The organism is Ruegeria arenilitoris (assembly GCF_013035425.1).
GTDB classification, from domain to species: domain Bacteria; phylum Pseudomonadota; class Alphaproteobacteria; order Rhodobacterales; family Rhodobacteraceae; genus Ruegeria; species Ruegeria arenilitoris_A.
The window spans coordinates 48,356-67,685 of record NZ_WQHX01000004.1; the positions used below are offsets into that span (position 1 = coordinate 48,356).

The 19,330-nt window shown below is 53.8% G+C and carries 16 protein-coding genes; 10 read left to right on the top strand and 6 right to left on the bottom strand.

Annotation, left to right across the window (positions count from 1 at the left end; translation table 11 throughout):
- Positions 1-6: 6 nt before the first annotated feature.
- From GOV45_RS12685 to xdhA, 4 genes are read right to left on the bottom strand one after another with little or no spacing between them, the layout of a single operon-like run.
- Positions 7-1,524, bottom strand: coding sequence for an ABC transporter ATP-binding protein (locus GOV45_RS12685; protein WP_170478281.1), 1,518 nt, complete (start codon positions 1,522-1,524; stop codon positions 7-9).
- Positions 1,521-2,456, bottom strand: a complete 936-nt coding sequence (xdhC, locus tag GOV45_RS12690; protein ID WP_170478284.1) for a xanthine dehydrogenase accessory protein XdhC — start codon at positions 2,454-2,456, stop codon at positions 1,521-1,523. The genes GOV45_RS12685 and xdhC overlap by 4 nt, the downstream gene beginning before the upstream one ends.
- Positions 2,446-4,854 carry a xanthine dehydrogenase molybdopterin binding subunit gene (gene xdhB, locus GOV45_RS12695; RefSeq protein WP_170478286.1) on the bottom strand — a complete coding sequence of 803 codons (2,409 nt, stop codon included), beginning with the start codon at positions 4,852-4,854 and terminating at the stop codon, positions 2,446-2,448. The genes xdhC and xdhB overlap by 11 nt, the downstream gene beginning before the upstream one ends.
- A complete protein-coding gene (gene xdhA, locus GOV45_RS12700; protein ID WP_170479029.1) occupies positions 4,851-6,212 on the bottom strand; it encodes a xanthine dehydrogenase small subunit in 1,362 nt (453 codons plus the stop codon). Before xdhA ends, xdhB begins: the two co-directional genes overlap by 4 nt.
- Positions 6,213-6,553: 341 nt before the next feature.
- Here xdhA and dnaE point away from each other — a divergent pair, with 341 nt between their 5' ends.
- The 4 genes from dnaE (at position 6,554) to GOV45_RS12720 (ending at position 11,260) form a co-directional block, all read left to right on the top strand.
- A complete protein-coding gene (dnaE, locus tag GOV45_RS12705) occupies positions 6,554-10,054 on the top strand; it encodes a DNA polymerase III subunit alpha (protein WP_170478288.1) in 3,501 nt (1,166 codons plus the stop codon).
- 86 nt (positions 10,055-10,140) lie between these two features.
- A complete protein-coding gene (locus GOV45_RS12710) occupies positions 10,141-10,359 on the top strand; it encodes a hypothetical protein (RefSeq protein WP_170478291.1) in 219 nt (72 codons plus the stop codon).
- A 14-nt stretch (positions 10,360-10,373) separates the two neighbouring features.
- Entirely contained in the window at positions 10,374-10,742 is a 369-nt protein-coding gene (locus GOV45_RS12715; protein ID WP_170478293.1) for a hypothetical protein, read from the top strand.
- 89 nt (positions 10,743-10,831) lie between these two features.
- The gene (locus GOV45_RS12720) at positions 10,832-11,260 is read left to right on the top strand and encodes a GFA family protein (protein WP_170478296.1); all 429 of its coding nucleotides are present in this window, start codon (positions 10,832-10,834) and stop codon (positions 11,258-11,260) included.
- A 79-nt stretch (positions 11,261-11,339) separates the two neighbouring features.
- Here the strand turns inward: GOV45_RS12720 and GOV45_RS12725 are convergent, their stop codons facing one another.
- Positions 11,340-11,534, bottom strand: coding sequence for a SlyX family protein (locus GOV45_RS12725; RefSeq protein ID WP_170478299.1), 195 nt, complete (start codon positions 11,532-11,534; stop codon positions 11,340-11,342).
- Between the two features lie 135 nt (positions 11,535-11,669).
- On the opposite strand from GOV45_RS12725, the gene hisS reads away from it, so the two are divergent.
- Genes hisS through hisG form a run of 3 tightly spaced genes read left to right on the top strand, consistent with a single transcriptional unit; the run spans position 11,670 to position 14,941 of the window.
- Positions 11,670-13,157, top strand: a complete 1,488-nt coding sequence (gene hisS / locus GOV45_RS12730; protein ID WP_170478302.1) for a histidine--tRNA ligase — start codon at positions 11,670-11,672, stop codon at positions 13,155-13,157.
- 3 nt (positions 13,158-13,160) lie between these two features.
- Positions 13,161-14,249: an ATP phosphoribosyltransferase regulatory subunit gene (locus GOV45_RS12735; RefSeq protein WP_170478304.1), complete on the top strand. Its 1,089-nt coding sequence runs from the start codon at positions 13,161-13,163 to the stop codon at positions 14,247-14,249.
- Positions 14,246-14,941, top strand: a complete 696-nt coding sequence (hisG, locus tag GOV45_RS12740; protein WP_170478306.1) for an ATP phosphoribosyltransferase — start codon at positions 14,246-14,248, stop codon at positions 14,939-14,941. The genes GOV45_RS12735 and hisG overlap by 4 nt, the downstream gene beginning before the upstream one ends.
- On the opposite strand, the gene GOV45_RS12745 is transcribed toward hisG, so the two are convergent.
- Positions 14,938-15,369: a DUF1489 family protein gene (locus GOV45_RS12745; protein WP_170478308.1), complete on the bottom strand. Its 432-nt coding sequence runs from the start codon at positions 15,367-15,369 to the stop codon at positions 14,938-14,940. The genes hisG and GOV45_RS12745 overlap by 4 nt on opposite strands.
- Positions 15,370-15,498: 129 nt before the next feature.
- On the opposite strand from GOV45_RS12745, the gene GOV45_RS12750 reads away from it, so the two are divergent.
- The 3 genes from GOV45_RS12750 (at position 15,499) to rpsD (ending at position 19,272) form a co-directional block, all read left to right on the top strand.
- Positions 15,499-17,781, top strand: coding sequence for an adenosylcobalamin-dependent ribonucleoside-diphosphate reductase (locus tag GOV45_RS12750; protein WP_170478311.1), 2,283 nt, complete (start codon positions 15,499-15,501; stop codon positions 17,779-17,781).
- 160 nt (positions 17,782-17,941) lie between these two features.
- Positions 17,942-18,445 (top strand): hypothetical protein, encoded by a 504-nt coding sequence (locus GOV45_RS12755; RefSeq protein ID WP_170478313.1) that lies wholly within the window; start codon positions 17,942-17,944, stop codon positions 18,443-18,445.
- A 206-nt stretch (positions 18,446-18,651) separates the two neighbouring features.
- Positions 18,652-19,272: a 30S ribosomal protein S4 gene (gene rpsD, locus GOV45_RS12760; RefSeq protein WP_170478325.1), complete on the top strand. Its 621-nt coding sequence runs from the start codon at positions 18,652-18,654 to the stop codon at positions 19,270-19,272.
- Positions 19,273-19,330: the final 58 nt, after the last annotated feature.

Here is a 19,330-nt window from a genome sequence, read left to right on the forward strand (position 1 = left end):
GATATTTCATACATGGGCCACCTCCATTCCATGAGCACCACCCATCATCAATCCAATCTCGTCCACCGTCAGACCTGTAGTGGGGCGCGGGGCGCTAAGCCGTCCTTCGTTTAGTGCAGCAAAGCTGTCGGCGATTTCCATCAACTCGTCCAAATCCTGGCTTATGCAAATCACTGCGGTGCCTTTGGCGGCCAGATCAAGAATTGCCTGTCTGATGGCTGCGGCAGCCGCCGCGTCCACTCCCCAGGTCGGCTGGTTTACGACCAGGACGTCAGGATCCTGCAGGACCTCGCGGCCTATAACGAATTTCTGCAGGTTCCCACCAGAAAGCGACCGGGCGGCGTTCTCAGGTCCGGGAGTACGAACGTCAAAGGCTTGGATTATTTTCTCGGCAAAGCCCTTGGTCTCAGTCCACTTCAGAAACCCATTATTTTCTAGCTTCTCGCGCACGGATCCGGTCAATAGTGCGTTTTCGATCAGGCTCATATCTGGCGCGGCCGCGTGGCCCAATCTTTCCTCGGGTGCAGTCAAAACACCAAGTTTGCGCCGCGCTGTTGGCCCCAGTTTGCCAATCGCCTGTCCGTTAAATTTGATCGCGTCAGAGGTTGTAAGGATTTCGCCGGACAAAACGCCCAGCAACTCGTCCTGACCATTGCCGGCAACACCGCCGATCCCCAAAATCTCGCCCTTGCGAACCGTCATATGGACGTTTTGCAGCGCCGTTCCGAAATCTGAAGGCGAAGGAACCGTTAGTCCGCTTACATCCAGTGCGACCTCACCGAAATCACGCCCTGCTCGTTGGGGCGTTTGCAACGTCGCGCCAACCATCATTTCGGCCATTTCCCTGGCAGAAGTTTCAGCAGGCACACATTCACCGACATTCTTGCCCAAACGAAGGATCGTGGCATTGTCACAAAGCGCGCGAATTTCCTCGAGTTTGTGCGAGATGTACAAGATCGAGGTTCCTTCCGATCGAAGTTTCTTCAGCGTTTCGAACAAGATTTCGACCTCTTGTGGCGTCAAAACCGAGGTCGGTTCATCCATTATCAGCAACTTGGGATCCTGCAAAAGGCAGCGGATGATCTCGACCCTTTGCCGTTCACCTGCTGAAAGGTCGCCAACCGTTCTGTAAGGATCCAACGGCAAGCCATAGGTCTCGGACACGCCCCGAATACGTGATGCCAGATCACTCATTGCCGGAGGGTTTTCCATGCCCAACGCAATATTTTCTGCCACGTTCAGCGCGTCAAACAACGAGAAATGCTGGAACACCATCGCAATGCCGTCAGCGCGCGCAGCACGAGGTTCTTGTGGCATAAAGGGTTGTCCGCGCAGCATCATTTTGCCGGAGTCCGGCTTAACCAACCCATAGATCATCTTAACCAAAGTCGATTTGCCGGCACCATTTTCACCCAGAAGGGCATGAACCTCGCCCTCATCGATATTAAATGTCACATGATCATTGGCCACGACTCCAGGATAGGCTTTGGTCAAATCCTGCAGGCTAAGTAAAGGCATGGTCATGCTCTCAGGTCCTCTTTCAATGCGCTTTGCCGAGCCGGACGCAGCAGATCGGCTGCTACACCAATGGCGATCATCTGAGGGTGCTTACCCAATGACGGATCACCAATTGGGCAGGTGATCCGGCTGATCCGCTCAGGAGGGTGTCCCAGCGCCGCCAACCGCGAACGGAATCGCGCCCATTTCGTAGCTGAGCCGATCAGGCCAGCAAAGCAAAAACCACTGAGCAACAGCTGATTGCACAACTCGAAATCCAAGTTATGTGAATATGTCAGCACCAAATGCTCGGCATCGCGCGGAGCGTGACGCACCAAATTTGCTGGTTTCGATGCGGTCACGGCTGTGACTTTCTCGGGCACATTTTCGGGAAAGCGCTCCACATTTGTGTCTACCCAGGTAATTGCGATTTCAGGAATAGGCGACAAGACATCAACAAGAGCACGCCCCACATGCCCTGCGCCCCAAATCCAGATATTGCGGGTGGGATTGTGCACCGGTTCGATCATCCAGCCATCGACGATTTGCGGTTCTGGCGTTACGCCTTGACCTCGTGCCGTGGCCATTAACCGCTTCACAGACATAGGCATTTCATCGCTCTTGGTGGACCGGGCGATAATATTGTCTTCAAGTGTCCGAAGCGTGGCTAAGTCGTATACTTCGCTAAGTAGCGTCACAGCGCCACCGCAGCATTGGCCAAGATCAGGTCCGAGCGCGTGTTGCGTTAGGCGGGAAGGAACGGTTTGCAATCTGGCCGACTGCGCCGCCTGAAACTCCAGTGTTCCGCCTCCGATGGTGCCGGATTGTCCGTCGTCCCATACGAGCATCGCTGTGCCGACGTCACGTGGCGAGGATCCTTTGATTGCAGCGATAACAACACGGACCACTTTTCCGTGTGCTTTTACTGCCTGTTCAAGAGCTTGCAGATCAAATCCCATCTGGGTTGCCCCTTGTAAATTTGATGCCGCGCCAGACTTCTTCGGCCGTAGCAGGGGCATTTAATGCAGGATATTTATCCCCACAGGCTCCAACTGCATTCGACAGCGCAAGCCACGCGGATATTCCCAACATAAAGGGTGGTTCGCCTACTGCTTTTGAGCGATAAATCGTTTCCTCGCGGTTTTTGCCGTTCCAAAGGGCCACATTGAATATGTCAGGCCGATCAGAACAGGCGGGGATCTTATACGTTGACGGTGCGTGAGTGCGCAAGTTGCCCCTGTCATCCCAGACCAGTTCCTCGGTCGTCAACCACCCTGCGCCCTGAACATAACCGCCTTCAACTTGCCCGATATCAATCGCCGGGTTCAGCGATGCGCCAGCATCATGCAAGATGTCGGTGCGCAATATGCGGTTTTCTCCGGTCAATGTGTCAATTGCCACTTCGGTGACGGCTGCTCCGTAAGCAAAGTAGTAAAACGGTCGGCCCTGGCCCTTGATCCGATCCCATTCAATCTTGGGCGTTTTATAGTACCCCGTTGCCGAAAGACTAACGCGCCCCTGATAAACCATCGCCGCAGCTTCGGCGAAACTGTAACGGTTCTTACCAATCTCTACGTGACCATCTGCAAATATGACACTTGTCGGATCGGCCTGATGGCGCTCGGCTAAATAAATCGCCATACGATCGCGGATTGTATCGCAAGCCGCCTTCACCGCCATTCCATTCAGGTCGCTGCCCGAGGATGCAGCGGTCGCCGATGTGTTCGGCACTTTCGCCGTGTCGGTAGCCGTAATCTTCACCATTTCCAGTGGGATTCCAAAGCGTGAGGCCGCAACCTGCGCCACTTTTTGAAACAAGCCCTGACCCATTTCGGTACCGCCGTGGTTCAGGTGAACCGAGCCGTCCTGATATACATGTACCAGCGCACCCGCCTGGTTAAGGTGAGTCAGTGTAAAAGAAATCCCAAATTTGACTGGTGAAAAGGCGATACCCTTTTTGATCACGTTGTTTTCGGCATTCCATTTCGCTATGGCGGCTTTGCGGGCGAAATAGTCGCTGGACTTCAACAGAGCATCAGTCATCTCGTGCAAAACAAAGTCACTGACTTCCATGCCATAAGGCGTGGTGTTCCCGCCCGAGGGTAAAGGTCTCGTAGGGTTTGCACCGGTTTCAACTGCACCTCGACTCGTTAGATCCTCGTGCGGGTCCGGATGGTTCAGAGGTTCTTCGTCAGGTTCGCGATCTTCGGTCCTGTGCGCAGGCTCGTAATAGTTCCGACGGCGCAGTTCCACCGGGTCGATTCCCAACTCAAATGCCGCGTGATCCATTACGCGCTCGATCCCGACCATACCTTGCGGACCACCGAAGCCGCGAAAGGCAGTCGCGGACTGTGTGTTGGTTTTCAACCGATGGCTTTCGATCCGTGCGTGGGGCAACAGATAAGCATTGTCTGAATGAAGCATTGCACGGTCCGCGACGGGCAGGGACAGATCTTGTGCCCAACCGCACATCGCGTAATGCAGGAATAAGACGCCCTGAATGTGTCCATCCTTATCAAATCCAGCACGATAAGAAATGCGAAAAGCGTGGCGTTTGCCGGTGATGATCATGTCATCATCGCGGTCATATCGCATCTTGCAGGCCTTGCCGGTCGCCTTGGCCGCCACGGCGCATGCTACGGCCAAGGCGTTTCCCTGACTTTCCTTTCCTCCGAACCCTCCGCCCATGCGGCGGGTTTCTACGCGGACGGCATTCATCGGGACGCCCAGAGCATCTGCGACCTTATGCTGGATTTCTGTGGGGTGCTGGGTTGAGGAATGCACCAGCATGTCGCCTTCGTTGGGTAAGGCCAACGCGGCCTGACCTTCCAGATAGAAATGCTCCTGACCGCCAATTTCGAAAGTGTCTTCTACCAAACAGTGTGCATTTGCGATTGCTGTTTCCGCATCACCCTTAGCATAAATGCGCGGACCTTCTTCAAACCGGCTGTCGGCCGCCAAGGCCTCTTCTACAGTAAGGATCGGCGTTTCCTCAGCGTAGTGAACATTGCCCAAACGTGCGGCCTTGCGCGCCGCCTGATGGCTAGATGCGACTACAAGAAAAATCGGCTGTCCGATGTAGTTGATCACACCGTCCGACAGCAGCGGCTCATCATGGATTGAGGGTGAGACATCGTTGGCAAATGGCAAATCGTCGGCAGCCAACACCATGACCACCCCATCGGCTGCCTTCACGTCAGTTAGATCCATAGATGTGATCCTGCCCTTTGGAATCGAGCTAAGACCAAAGGCCAAATGCAACGTTCCCTTAGGTGTTGGAATATCGTCCACATACCGGGCGGTACCAGTAACATGCAGAGGTGCGGCGTCATGAGGCATAGGGCTTGCGACACTCATGCTGAAACCTCCAACACGTTGGTCAATTCGCCATGATCTTCTCGAAAATACCTTTCCAGCATCGCTTTGGCCGAGTCCAGTCGGTAAGACGCCGAGGCCCGCATGTCGGTCATTGGCGTGAAATCCTTGTCGAAAGCAAGCTTCGCTTTCTCGATCGTTTTCTGTGACCATGGTTGGTCAACCAATTCTGCTTCGACCGTTCCCGCTCTTTTCGGAATGCCCGCCATACCACCGAATGCTATGCGTGCTTGCGTGACCGTTCCATTTTCAACAACGACGTTGAAACACCCGCAAACAGCAGAAATATCCTGATCAAACCGCTTGCTGAGTTTGTAGCATTTCAATCGGTCCGCCTGACGTGGAAAGCTGACAGCTTCAACAAATTCACCAAGTGCGCGATCCTGTTTGCCGTAGTCGATAAAGAAATCCTCCAGCACAACAGAGCGGCGTGTATTGCCTTTCCGCAAGTGTAGTGTTGCGCCAAGCGCAATTAGTGCGGGCGGATTGTCCCCGATGGGTGAGCCGTTGGCGATATTGCCGCCGATCGTTGCCGCGTGTCGAACCTGAACGCTGGCGTAGCGGCGGATCATCTCGGCATAGGACGGGTGGAGCTCGGTCAACGCTTCGCTCATTCGATTCATGTCGACCATCGCGCCGAAGTGTACCTCATCATCTGTGACGAGAATCTCTTTCAGGTCATCGCAACGGTTCAGAAATATCACTGGGTCCAATTCACGTAGCTGTTTAGTTACCCAAAGACCAACGTCTGTTGCACCTGCAATCAGTGTGGCACTAGGGTGCCTTTCGTAAATTGCGGCTAATTCATCCGATGACTCAGGTAAATTTGGTGACGCCGCCTCTGTTGCAATCGGTGCATCCCTTACCCAGACAGGAACCGGTTGATCTTCGACGGACTCTGCCGCACGAACGATAGGGGCGTATCCGGTACACCTGCATAAGTTGCCGGCAAGCTGCGTGTCGTGATCAGTTGCGCCATTGGCATGGCTTGCCACCATCGACATCACGAAGCCAGGCGTACAGAAACCGCATTGCGAACCGTGAAAGTCAACCATCGCCTGCTGTGCCGGATGCATCTCGCCATTTGGTCCGGTCGCGCCTTCGACCGTACGTACCGCTTTGCCATGCAGTTGCGGCAAGAACAGGATACAGGAATTCAACGCCCTGGCGCCGTCCTCGTCAGTAACCATAACGGTACATGCGCCGCAGTCGCCTTCGTTGCAGCCTTCTTTTGTTCCGGTAAGGCCGCAATCGTCACGCAGCCAGTCCAACAAGGTCGCGGTCGGATCAACGTCCTTCAACGCCACTGTCTCCCCGTTTAGAAGAAACGTGATATTCATACGTGAAACCTGTCGCCTTACCCAGTTGCGCCCATTGGTGCCCTCCTTCGATGCGACGTAGAAAGAGCGGCGGGCGTATAGTATGCTGTCAGATGTTAGAAACAGCACCTATTAGCTTGCAAGAAAAACTGCCTAATATGTGTACCATTGTGCGCAGCAAAAAATTTGATCGGCGAGCGAAACTCATTTAAATGTCTAAAAATAAACAATTTTTCTGGGATCACTGATTGATTATCGAAACACCTTCTGAAAAAGCCGAAGAATTGTCGACGCATTATTAGGCATTCAAATGCCTCTGTTCTCGCTTTTGCCCAAGGCTCGGCTGCGATAGCTTGGCAGTCATGAGCAGCAATCCCCGATTCATTCATCTTCGAGTACATACCGAATATTCCCTGCTTGAAGGTGCCGTTCGCCTGAAAAAACTGCCGGCCCTTTGCGAGCAGATGGACATGCCAGCCGTCGCAGTGACGGACACCAACAGCATGTTTTCAGCACTGGAATTTTCGGTCACCGCCAGCGGTGCAGGCGTGCAGCCCATCATGGGATGCCAGGTTGACTTGGAATACGTTAAGGCTCAGCCGGGAGAAAAGCCAAAGGGACCAGCGCCGTTAATTTTGTTGGCGCAATCAGAGGCCGGGTATGAAAACCTGATGAAGCTCAGCTCATGTCTTTATGTCGACAAGGGCGGGCAACTACCGCAGGTGACCATAGATGAACTTGCCGCGCATTCGGCAGGTTTGATTTGTTTGTCAGGTGGACCCGACGGCCCGGTTGGGAAGCTGTTGCAACAAGGTCAACGTGCTGTAGCAGAGGTTTTGATCGATCGGTTGGCGGCAATGTTTCCCGACCGTCTGTATATCGAACTTCAGCGCCATCCGGGAGAAGGTGGACAACCCGAAGCAGAACGCCTGACCGAGCGCGGCCATGTCGAGATGGCGTATGCCAAAAACCTGCCGCTTGTCGCCACTAACGACGTTTATTTTCCGACTTCGGATATGTACGAGGCGCATGACGCGCTAATCTGCATCGCCGAAGGCGCTTATGTCGATCAGCAGGATGGCCGTCGTCGCCTTACTGCACAACATTATTTCAAGTCCCCGCAAGAGATGGTGACTCTGTTCGCAGATTTGCCAGAAGCCATCGAAAACACGGTTGAGATCGCAAAACGGTGCGCTTTCATGGCATATCGCCGCGACCCGATCCTGCCGAAATTCGCAGATGACGAAGTGTCAGAGCTGCGCCGAATTGCCAATGAGGGCTTGCAAAAACGGCTGGCCGTGATTCCGCATGCCGTGACCCCCGAAGAATACCAAGAGCGGCTGGATTTCGAACTGGGCATCATTGAAGGCATGGGATTCCCGGGTTATTTTCTGATTGTTGCGGACTTCATCCAATGGGCCAAGGATCAGGACATTCCGGTAGGGCCGGGACGGGGCTCAGGCGCGGGTTCTTTAGTTGCTTATGCGCTGACCATTACGGACTTGGATCCGCTACGGTATTCTCTGCTGTTCGAACGGTTTCTGAACCCTGAACGGGTTTCGATGCCCGACTTCGATATCGATTTCTGTATGGACCGGCGCGAAGAGGTGATCCGGTACGTGCAAGAGAAATATGGACGCGACAAAGTCGGACAGATCATCACATTTGGTGCGTTGCTATCCAAGGCCGCGGTGCGTGACATCGGCCGAGTCCTGCAGATGCCATATGGCCAGGTGGACCGATTATCAAAAATGATCCCGGTTGAAGGCGTTAAGCCAGTTTCCATCGAAAAGGCATTGAAAGATGAGCCGCGCCTTCGCGAAGAGGCGCGAAGTGAGGAGGTCGTAGAGCGACTGCTCAACTATGGCCAGCAGGTCGAGGGGCTTTTGCGGAATGCTTCGACGCACGCCGCAGGTGTTGTGATCGGAGACCGTCCATTGGACGCTCTGGTCCCGCTTTATCAAGATCCAAGGTCGGATATGCCAGCAACTCAATTCAACATGAAATGGGTTGAACAAGCCGGGCTGGTAAAGTTCGACTTTCTTGGGCTGAAGACCCTGACAGTGATTCAGAATGCGATGGAGCTGATATTCAAATCCGGGCGGGACCTTCATATAGCTGCAGACGGTACTCGACTGTATGAACCAGCCGAAGGCGCAGAGAACCAGATCAACGCTATTCCACTGGATGACGAGGCCACTTACAAGCTGTACTCAGCGGCCAGGACGGTTGCGGTTTTCCAGGTGGAATCTACCGGAATGATGGATGCGCTAAAGCGCATGAAACCCACTTGCATCGAGGATATTGTTGCCCTTGTGGCGCTCTACCGACCCGGCCCGATGGAGAACATTCCGACTTATTGTGAGGTTAAGAACGGGCTCCGTCCGATCGAATCCGTGCATCCTTTGATCGATAACATACTCGAGGAAACGCAAGGCATCATTGTTTATCAGGAGCAGGTGATGCAGATCGCGCAGGTTATGGCCGGGTACTCGTTAGGAGGGGCAGACCTGTTGCGAAGGGCAATGGGTAAGAAGATAAAAGAGGCGATGGACGCCGAGCGTCCGAAATTCGAAAAGGGCGCGGGCGAAAATGGCGTGGACGCCAAAAAGGCCAGCGAAGTCTTCGATTTGCTCGAGAAATTCGCGAACTACGGTTTCAACAAATCCCACGCTGCCGCCTACGCTGTGGTCAGCTATCAAACCGGCTGGTTAAAGGCGAACCACCCAGTCGAGTTCATGGCGGGCGTCATGAACTGCGATATCCACCTGACCGACAAACTGGCGGTTTATTTTGAAGAAGTTCGCAAGGGGCTGGATCTGCCTTACGTGCCTCCATGCGTAAACCGCTCGCAATCTACTTTTGACGTCGCGAATGGTCACTTGGTTTATGCGCTGGGCGCACTCAAAAACGTGGGTGTAGAGGCGATGAACCTAGTCACCGATGGAAGAGGAGATAAACCATTTGTAAACCTTTTCGATTTCGCTCGACGCGTCGACCTTAAGAAAGTTGGCAAGCGCCCACTGGAGATGCTGGCCCGAGCGGGTGCATTTGACGAGCTGGACATAAACCGCCGTCGGGTGTTCGAAAGCATTGATCAGCTGGCACAATATTCTGCGGCGATACATGACCAGAAACACTCAAACCAAGTTTCGTTGTTTGGCGAAGCTGGAGATGATTTGCCTGAACCGCGTCTGTCTCTCAGCCCGGACTGGTTGCCGGGTGAACGTCTGAGTGAGGAATTTAAAGCCATCGGGTTCTACCTCTCTGGTCATCCGTTGGATGACTATATGCCGGCTTTGAAGCGAAAGCAGGTGCTGACCCTGGATGAGGTAACCGAAAGGGCGCGGTCTGGACCCTTGATCGCCAAGATGGCAGGAGTGGTAGCTGGGCGGCAGGAAAGGAAATCCGCGCGTGGCAACAGGTTTGCTTTTGCGCAACTCTCTGACCCTTCCGGAGCCTACGAGGTTACCTTGTTTTCGGAAACGCTGGAGAAATCGCGCGAATTCTTGGAGACGGGCGCTCAGGTGGTGCTTACCGCCGAGGCAACAATGGAAGCTGACCAACTGAAACTTCTGGGTCGTTCCGTTGGGCCAGCAGACTCAGTCGTGGCAGATGCAGGATCGACCGGGTTGAGGATATTTGTTGACGAGGCGCAAGTTTTATCAACGGTTGCAAGGGTGCTCGAAGATGCCACCAGTGCCGCCAAAGGCGCGTCCAAAGGGCCGATTCAATTGTGCCTGATGGATCCAAGCCTGCCCTGGGATGTCGAAATGGAGTTGGGGCAGGATTTCCCAATCAATCCGCAGATTAAGGGCGCGATAAAATCCCTTGATGGCGTGATAACCGTTGAAGAGATCTGAGGCTTTGCTTTGTTGCCAGAAGGTTACCGCCCCGCTAGGCTTGGAGCGTCAAGATTTCTTGGGTTATGTCACGGGAGGACGTTTAAATGACGATTGCAGCTCTCAAAATCGGCAAGTTTGCATTTGCTGCGACTGTGTTGCTGGGTTTGGCCACGGCTACGGCCGGACTGGCGGACGATAAAAAGAAAGAAAACACTGTCAAAGGCGCGTTGATCGGTGCTGGGGTCGGAGCTTTGGTAGGCGATGGCAAGGGGGCCGCCGCGGGTGCGGTGGTTGGCGCATTAATCGGTGCCAATGCCAAGTAGACGGAGGAATAGCGATGAATTTGAAGTCCATTCAGTTAATTGCCACCGCTGCCCTGTTTGCCGGCTCAAACTTTGCCCTGGCTGATGAGGAAGCCGAACAAATGATGAAAGAGGCTCTGCCGGTCATGTACCACACCTGTGCCTCTGTCATTGAGGAGGCCGACGGGAACGATGAGTACGTTCTGGAAGTGGTAGGTAAGATGACAGCGCTGTCGTTGTACAATCGTCAAGTCAACATCGAGGATCACGCCAGTTCGGATGAAGAAAACGCCAAATTGCGCGAGGCATTTTTGACTGCTTTGACAGAAGGATGTGCAGAGGACAAGGACGCTCTGCTTGGCGGGGTTGTTGACAACGCGGTAAAGACAACGCTGGGTTTGTGAAAAAACTATGCAGGCCGGATGCATCCACAAAACAGCGTGTTTATCGTGATGCCAATGCTTAAACAGAACATTATTTTGGAAATTTCGTTATGCCGAAAATTGCAGGTCGTTGTTTCTGTGGTTCACTGACCTGGCAGTCTGTTAACGAAATGCTTTGGAGTGCAATCTGCCATTGTGAAGATTGCCGCCGCGCCGCCTCTTCCGATTATGTAAGTTGGTTCGGTGTTCTGCGCTCGGGGCTGACGTGGTCAGGACCAAGGTCATTTTTCAAGTCTTCGCCTAAGGTGATGCGTAGTTTCTGCAGCGAATGTGGTGCGCCTGCGTCCTTTGAAACCGAAGTGTTTCCGGAGGAGGTTCATTTATATGCTGCAACACTTGAGGACACCAATCTGTGCAAGCCGACTGCCCATATTTTCTGGTCAGAGCGCCTGCCCTGGGTACAGGTTTCCGATGATCTGCCCAAGCACGAAAAGGGGCTTCAGGACGCTGCGCAATCTGGAATAGAACTATTGAGGTAAAAACTTTAAATTTTTGGTATTGCCGTCAGTAATGAAAGGCCGAGGTTTTCTTTTTGGTTCTTTGGCTGCGGAAACCAACTCAATAATGTGGGGGACGTTCGTCTCCTAATACGACGCCTCCCGATCCCTCTTGCGCGCGTTCAGCCTCTCGCTGCATCAACATCTCGACCCGGCGGGTCAGGCGGTCGATCTCGTCCTGCTGGCGAGTAACAATCGTGTTCAGTTCTTCGACAGTGCGGGATAGATGGGCGATCTGTTCTTCCAGATGTTGCATTGCGGCTCCTGTTAGTGGCGCGGGTCATAGTTGCCCTACAAGCCCTTAACAACAGAAAGCAAGCACCATGCTTGCCCCGGCACAGGCCATGGGATAGACCGCGCGCGGAACACTACACGCCCGAGGACGCCCCATATGGCCAAGCCCAAGAAACAGCCCCGCCCAAAGGCGATCACGCCGAAAGGGTTCCGAGACTATTTCGGCGAGGAAGTAACGCAACGCACCGAGATGCTGCGGAATATTGCGGGTGTCTATCATCATTATGGTTTCGATGCGCTTGAAAGCAGCGCAGTCGAAACGGTTGAAGCGCTGGGCAAGTTCCTTCCGGATGTTGATCGTCCAAATGAGGGCGTGTTTGCTTGGCAGGAAGTGGATGAAAACGACAAGGGCGACTGGATGGCCCTTCGCTACGATCTGACCGCTCCCTTGGCGCGAGTGTATGCGCAGCACCGCAACGACCTGCCAACGCCTTATCGTCGTTACGCTATGGGGCCAGTCTGGCGAAATGAAAAACCGGGACCGGGACGGTATCGTCAGTTTTATCAATGTGATGCTGATACTGTCGGCACGGCATCAATGGCAGCAGATGCCGAGATCTGTGCGATGCTGTCGGACACTCTTGAGACAGTGGGCATTCCCCGTGGTGATTACCTTGTGCGAGTGAACAACCGAAAGGTTCTTAATGGCGTGCTTGAGGCGATGGGTCTTGGAGAAGATGCTTCTGCACGGAACAACGTCCTACGCACCATCGACAAGTTCGACAAGGTGGGCGAAAAAGGTGTTCGCGAGTTGTTGACAACGGGACGCCTGGACACCTCAGGCGCATTCATCGATGGCGTAGGCCTAAGCGAAGATCAAGCCGAGCCGGTCATCGCGTTTCTTACATCAAAGGCAGTTGATACAGCCCAAACTTTGACAAACCTTCGCGAGGCCGTCGGGGACAGCAAAATTGGTACAGATGGTATTCTTGAACTTGAGCAAATAGGCGCGCTACTGGAAGCAGGTGGATATAGCTCTGACCGGGTTGAAATTGACCCGTCTGTAGTCAGAGGTTTGGGCTACTACACCGGTCCGGTTTACGAAGCCGAGCTGACCTTCGAGATTTTTGACGAAAAAGGCCGCAAGCGACAATTTGGCTCTGTCGCTGGTGGTGGTCGCTACGATGACTTGGTAAAGCGCTTTACCGGGCAGGAAGTTCCTGCAACTGGCATCTCCATCGGGGTGGATCGTCTGTTGGCGGCTTTACGCGAAAAAGGCCGTATCCATACTCAAGCCAAGGGCCCGGTAATTGTGACCGTCATGGATCGTGATCGAATGGCCGATTACCAGACAATGGTGGCTGAACTGCGCAACGCCGACATTCGAGCAGAAGTTTATCTGGGCAACCCAAAGAACTTTGGCAATCAACTGAAGTATGCAGACAAGCGAAACTCACCAATCGCGGTGATCGAGGGTGGCGATGAAAAAGCGAAAGGTGTCGTGCAGATCAAAGATTTGATTCTTGGCGCCAAGATTGCAGAAAGCGCGACAGTGCAAGAATGGAAAGAACGCCCCAGCCAGTTCGAAGTGCCACGCGGCGATCTAATCGCCAAGGTGCGTGAAATTCTGGACAGTCAGGACTGATCTATGCCCAGCCGTTCCCAGATACTGACCCGCGCTGCGATGATGCGTGTCCGTTTTGAGGCCGCAGGCGCCCAGATCGTTGACCCGCCCTTGCTGCAACCGGCAGAAACCTTGCTTGATCTTTACGGCGAAGACATCCGTGCACGGGCCTATGTGACCTCGGACGCGTTGCGGGGCGAACAAATGCTACGCCCTGATTTCACCTTGCCTGTCGTGCAAATGCACATGGCCAATGGAGCCGAGCCAGCGCGCTACACTTACTCAGGCGAGGTTTTTCGACGTCAGGAGCACGACCCCGAACGATCCAATGAATATGTTCAGGTTGGGTACGAGGTATTTGACCGAGACAATCCAGCGGGCGCCGACGCAGAAGTTTTCTCACTTTTTGCGCTGCAACTTAGCGGTTTGCCGTTGCGGGCCGCAACTGGTGACATCGGTATCCTTACGGCTGCGGTTCAAGGTATGAAAACGACTGAACGGCGCAAGGCGGCGCTTATGCGGCATCTGTGGCGCCCTCGTCGGTTTCGGCTATTGATCGAACGGTTTGCTGGTCGAAAACCCGGACCCGAGGGTCGCGACGCTCTGTTGGACGCCAAAGGCCCGTTGGATATTGGCGTGCCAATGATTGGAAAACGACGCGCTTCGGAAATCGAAGCGAGGATTGACGCGCTTCGCGAAGACCGCGAAACGCCTCCGATCACCGACACAGAGTTGGCGGGGCTGGAGACACTTTTGAATGTACGTGAAACCATGCCCTTTGCACTGGAGCAGCTGCGGGATGTTGCCGTGGACTTACCCCAGATTGCCCCAGCTCTTGATCGGCTGGAGGATCGGGTAGCTGCCTTGCAGACGCGGGGTGTCGATGTCGAGCGGTTGGATTTTGAGGCCGCGTATGGCCGGACATCCATGGAGTATTATGACGGGTTCGTCTTTGGTTTCTATGCCGAGGGTCGCCCCGATCTGCCGCCTATTGCGACCGGTGGGCGTTATGATGCGCTGACGCGGCTGTTAGGAAACGGAGCTGAAATCCCGGCAGTTGGTGGCGTTCTGCGTCCAGATCTGATGCTGGAGATCGAGGAGGCTACGCAATGAGCCTGAAACTTGGCGTTCCTTCCAAAGGCAGGTTGATGGAAAAAACGTTTTCGTGGTTCGAAAAGCGCGGCATTACTTTATCGCGAAGCGGCTCGGATCGGGAATATGCTGGTCGTGTTGAAGGGATCGAAGGTGTCTCGCTGATCCTGTTGTCCGCAGGTGAGATTCCCCGCGAATTGGCGGCGGGGCGAATTCATCTAGGTGTAACTGGGATCGACTTGGTGCAGGAAAAACTGCCGCGCTGGGAACAACAGGTTGAAGAAATTTCCCGACTTGGCTTTGGCAGGGCTGATTTGGTCATCGCCGCCCCTGCTTGTTGGGTCGACGTGGACACTTTGGATGATCTGGATGCTGTGGCTGCTGCGTTTCGCAAGACACATGGGCACCGATTGAGGATCGCTACTAAGTACCATCGGTTGGTTCGTGAATTTCTGACCGATGCGGGTGTAGCTGATTACGCTTTAGTCGACAGTCAAGGCGCGACTGAGGGCACCGTGGTGAATGAAACTGCCGAAGCGATAGCTGATATCACCTCGACTGGGGAGACTTTGCGGGCCAACCACTTGAAAATACTGTCGGATGGCCTTGTCCTTAAATCGCAAGCGACGTTGTGGCGCAGTCGCGAAGCGACGTACACACCGCAACAAAAGGCGTTTCTGTCGGAATTTTTGGATCGGCTGAAATCAGGTTAGAGAACACCGATCTCGGCAAGTGCGCGGTTCAAGTCATCCGGCAAGGTATCGTCTGTTGATCTGGACTTGGGAAGGTCGGCAGGCGTGTCTTCAGGTTTGAGGTAACGCCAGCCCTGAAACGGTCGCTTCAATGCGTTTTGAGTGCGGTGTATCTTGGGGTCAAGAATGATCGCGCAACGGCGGATACCATCGTCGCCCCTGACCTCGTCCAAACGAAGTATGCGTTGACGGCACTGGACAGTGCCTTTGATCACCCAATAGATTGATCCGCCATTAAGAATCTCGGATTCGCGCTTGGGCCACATGCGGGTTACGTGGCGCGGTAAACCGTCTGGGTAAAGAGGCTTACGGCTGTCCTGCCAAGCCATCAGCGTGTCAACACTCTCTGATCCGACAGATAGTTTTATGAGATTTACGTACTTATCCACAGCTTTCCCACAGAGTCGTCCCTAAGCCCATCTTCATATTGTAGCTTGATGAACGCTGTCATCAAGGTGTTGTGGTAAGGGTGCGATTTAGGGTATCCTGTATTTCTCTTTCAAGACAAGGAATCACCAATGAGCCGCTTTGCCGCCCCCATCGCCGAGCAGATCTGGGACATGAAATACCGTTTCAAGAAGGCGGATGGAACGCCCATTGATCTAACAGTCGAAGACAGTTGGCGGCGCATCGCTCGGGATTTGGCGCGAGTGGAAAAAGACCCGGAACATTGGGAAGAAAAATTCTATGAGGCGCTGGAAGATTTCAAATACCTGCCGGCCGGACGCATCACTGCAGGTGCGGGTACCGCGCGTCAGGTGACTCTGTTCAACTGTTTCGTGATGGGCACAATTCCGGACAGCATGGGCGGAATTTTCGATATGTTGAAAGAGGCTGCTTTAACCATGCAACAGGGTGGCGGGATTGGATACGATTTTTCGACCATCCGCCCTCGGGGAGCAGATGTAAAAGGGGTCGCAGCGGATGCTTCGGGACCGCTGAGCTTTATGGACGTTTGGGACGCAATGTGCCGAACGATTATGTCCGCCGGATCGCGCCGTGGCGCGATGATGGCTACTATGCGTTGTGATCATCCAGACATCGAACATTTTATAACGGCCAAATCCGATCCGGCCCGTCTGCGCATGTTCAACATGTCGGTTCTGGTGACCGATCCGTTCATGGAGGCAGTCAAAGCAGACGGTCCTTGGGAACTGGTTTTTGATGGCAAAGTTTATCACACCGTTCAGGCACGCGACTTATGGAACAAGATTATGCAGGCGACATATGACTATGCCGAGCCTGGAGTGATCTTCATCGACAGGATCAATCAAGCCAACAATCTGAATTATGTAGAGACCATTGCGGCAACCAATCCATGTGGCGAGCAGCCGTTGCCGCCGTATGGTGCTTGCTTGCTTGGTTCGATCAATCTGGCACGGCTGGTAGCAGAACCATTCGAGGCCGCAGCGCATCTGGACGAAACCGCTCTGCAGCAATTGGTGGCCACAGCCGTACGCATGATGGATAATGTGGTGGATGCGTCCAAGTTCCCTTTGGTGGAACAAGAGGCGGAAGCGCAGGACAAACGCCGTATCGGTTTAGGCGTAACCGGTCTGGCTGATGCTTTGTTGATGTTGGGTCTGCGATATGGATCGGACGAAGCGGCGCATCAGACCGAGACATGGCTGCACGCAATCGCCCGCGCGGCGTATTTGGCGTCGGTGGAATTAGCCAAGGAAAAAGGGGCTTTCCCCTTATTCGATGCCGAGAAGTATCTGGCCAGTGGCACGATGCAGCAGATGGACGAAGACGTGCGCGAAGCGATCCGTGAACACGGCATTCGTAACGCACTGCTGACTTCGATTGCTCCGACTGGGACGATCTCGCTTTATGCAGGGAATGTTTCGTCGGGAATTGAACCTGTCTTTGCGTATGCCTACACCCGCAAAGTATTGCAAAAGGATGGGTCGCGCACTGAAGAAGAAGTGGTGGACTACGCGGTGCAGATGTGGCGGGACAAGTTCGGCGATGTTGAGTTGCCGGACTATTTCGTCAATGCGCAAACACTGCCCCCAGCCGACCACGTCAAGATGCAAGCCGCTGCGCAAAAGTGGATCGACAGCTCGATTTCTAAGACGATCAACTGTCCCGAAGATATCAGTTTTGATGCCTTCAAAGATGTCTATATGCAGGCTTGGGACCAAGGTTGCAAAGGCTGCACGACATATCGTCCAAATGACGTGACCGGCTCTGTGCTGACCGTTTCAGAAAGCGAGGATAAAGTTCCCGGAGAAAGCGCCAATGCACCGCATGACGTAGATGGTGGCGAAGTTATCTACATGTCAGAGCCGCTGGACCGCCCTCAGTCTCTGGAGGGATCGACATACAAGTTAAAGTGGCCGGATAGTGAGCACGCGATCTATCTAACTATCAATGACATCGTGATTGGTGGCCGTCGACGCCCCTTCGAGGTGTTCATAAATTCGAAGAACATGGAACACTACGCGTGGACGCTGGCATTGACCCGAATGATTTCGGCTGTGTTTCGTCGGGGCGGAGACGTTTCGTTCGTGGTGGAAGAGTTGAAGGCAGTTTTCGACCCGCGTGGCGGTGCATGGGTACAAGGGAAATACATCCCCTCGATCTTGGCTGCGATTGGTGGCGTCATTGAACAACACATGATCAATATCGGCTTTCTGGAAGGCGAAGGAATGGGGTTAAAGGCCGATCCACAAGCCCAAGTCGTGAACATCGACGCCCCGCGCGGCAAAGCCTGCCCGTCCTGCGGTCAATATGACATGGTGATGATCGAAGGTTGTATGACGTGTCGCAGTTGCGGCCATTCCAAATGTGGTTGACACCCAAGATTTAGCAACCCGTATCAAGGCACCTATGTGCCTTGATTGACTCGAATGCAACACGTTCGTGAATGCTGTATTTTGTTCTCTTTTCTGCCAACGCCACCATTGATAGACAGAACACGTTACAGGTGGGATGTTCAAAAGTGCGGGCAGACAGATGAGAACCGGTCAAAACGGTCGAGTAGCGGTATATTGGTCACAAACTGAACTGGATGGGCTAGAGGCTGCACCCTTATCCCATTTATGCGTTGGGGTTGCATGGTCCTGGAGGGGTTTCATCGTCGACTACTTGTCAGATGCTGATATGGGCTACCAGAGCCATCGATTTCAAGAAACAAACATGTTGAATGCACAGGTTTCCGCGGCTACGCGGCCGGTGATTGCGACAAGGGTTTATGCAAGCCTCGAGCTCTTGAATGGCGCGCAAAGTTTTTCCGCGGATTTGATTTGGATACATGGTGACGACAGGTTGGTATTAATGTTTGAAAACGGATGCCCACCGCGAGATGAGGAATTTTGGATAAGTTCGGTCACTCTGGCCGCCAAGCCTTCGGCGTTCGAACGAACTGACGATACCGTCGTTGCTTTTCCTGTGCCGGCCGTTGCTGTTCAGGCCGAGCCCGAGTATTTTGACCAACTGGCTGAGACGTTGGCCAAGTAACCTGACATTCCTCGTGTGCTGATTGGAAGTAAATATTCTGTTCAGGTCCGATTTGCCGTGTTGACTCTAGCGATTGCACATATATAAGCGCGGCTTCATTGGTGTTGGTGGCCCCCGCAAGGGGATGCCTGTCATGGGAAATCCCAAGAGGACAACGCCCTTCATAGTGGCCAACACTGGCCTCGACTTTGCGAAGGAGATCAGCCGTGACCAAACGCACGTCTGCCAAGTACAAAATTGACCGCCGGATGGGTGAAAACATCTGGGGTCGTCCGAAATCCCCAATCAACCGCCGTGAGTATGGTCCGGGCCAGCACGGGCAGCGCCGCAAGGGTAAGCTGTCTGACTTTGGCCTGCAGCTTCGCGCAAAGCAAAAGCTGAAGGGTTACTACGGCGATCTGACCGAAAAACAATTCCGCCGTATCTATGCCGAAGCCGAGCGTGTAAAGGGCGATACTGGTGAAAACCTGATCGGCCTGCTGGAGCGCCGCCTAGACGCGGTCGTTTACCGCGCCAAGTTCGTACCGACAGTGTTTGCTGCACGTCAGTTCGTGAACCACGGTCATGTTAAAGTGAACGGCAAGCGGGTGAACATTCCCAGCTACCGCGTCAAAGAAGGTGACGTGATTGAGGTACGTGATCGTTCTAAGCAACTGGCAATCGTTTTAGAGGCCGCTGCACTGGCTGAGCGTGATGTGCCTGATTATATCGAGGCTGACCATTCGAAAATGACCGCGACTTTTGTGCGCACTCCCGGTTTCGGCGACGTTCCCTACCCGGTTATGATGGAGCCAAACCTCGTCGTCGAATTTTACGCCAAGAACTAATCTTCGCAAACCGAGTTATTGCAAAGGCCGCGCATTTAGCGCGGCCTTTTTTCTTGCA

Bases quoted from the DNA above. Each gene is read 5' to 3' on its own strand.
- xdhC (WP_170478284.1), bottom strand. From the start codon at position 2,456: ATGGGATTTGATCTGCAAGCTCTTGAACAGGCAGTAAAAGCACACGGA.
- dnaE (WP_170478288.1), top strand. From the start codon at position 6,554: ATGAGCAGCAATCCCCGATTCATTCATCTTCGAGTACATACCGAATAT.
- hisG (WP_170478306.1), top strand. From the start codon at position 14,246: ATGAGCCTGAAACTTGGCGTTCCTTCCAAAGGCAGGTTGATGGAAAAA.
- GOV45_RS12715 (WP_170478293.1), top strand. From the start codon at position 10,374: ATGAATTTGAAGTCCATTCAGTTAATTGCCACCGCTGCCCTGTTTGCC.
- xdhA (WP_170479029.1), bottom strand. From the start codon at position 6,212: ATGAATATCACGTTTCTTCTAAACGGGGAGACAGTGGCGTTGAAGGAC.
- GOV45_RS12710 (WP_170478291.1), top strand. From the start codon at position 10,141: ATGACGATTGCAGCTCTCAAAATCGGCAAGTTTGCATTTGCTGCGACT.
- GOV45_RS12735 (WP_170478304.1), top strand. From the start codon at position 13,161: ATGCCCAGCCGTTCCCAGATACTGACCCGCGCTGCGATGATGCGTGTC.
- GOV45_RS12720 (WP_170478296.1), top strand. From the start codon at position 10,832: ATGCCGAAAATTGCAGGTCGTTGTTTCTGTGGTTCACTGACCTGGCAG.
- hisS (WP_170478302.1), top strand. From the start codon at position 11,670: ATGGCCAAGCCCAAGAAACAGCCCCGCCCAAAGGCGATCACGCCGAAA.
- GOV45_RS12725 (WP_170478299.1), bottom strand. From the start codon at position 11,534: ATGCAACATCTGGAAGAACAGATCGCCCATCTATCCCGCACTGTCGAA.
- GOV45_RS12750 (WP_170478311.1), top strand. From the start codon at position 15,499: ATGAGCCGCTTTGCCGCCCCCATCGCCGAGCAGATCTGGGACATGAAA.
- GOV45_RS12685 (WP_170478281.1), bottom strand. From the start codon at position 1,524: ATGACCATGCCTTTACTTAGCCTGCAGGATTTGACCAAAGCCTATCCT.
- xdhB (WP_170478286.1), bottom strand. From the start codon at position 4,854: ATGAGTGTCGCAAGCCCTATGCCTCATGACGCCGCACCTCTGCATGTT.
- GOV45_RS12755 (WP_170478313.1), top strand. From the start codon at position 17,942: ATGAGAACCGGTCAAAACGGTCGAGTAGCGGTATATTGGTCACAAACT.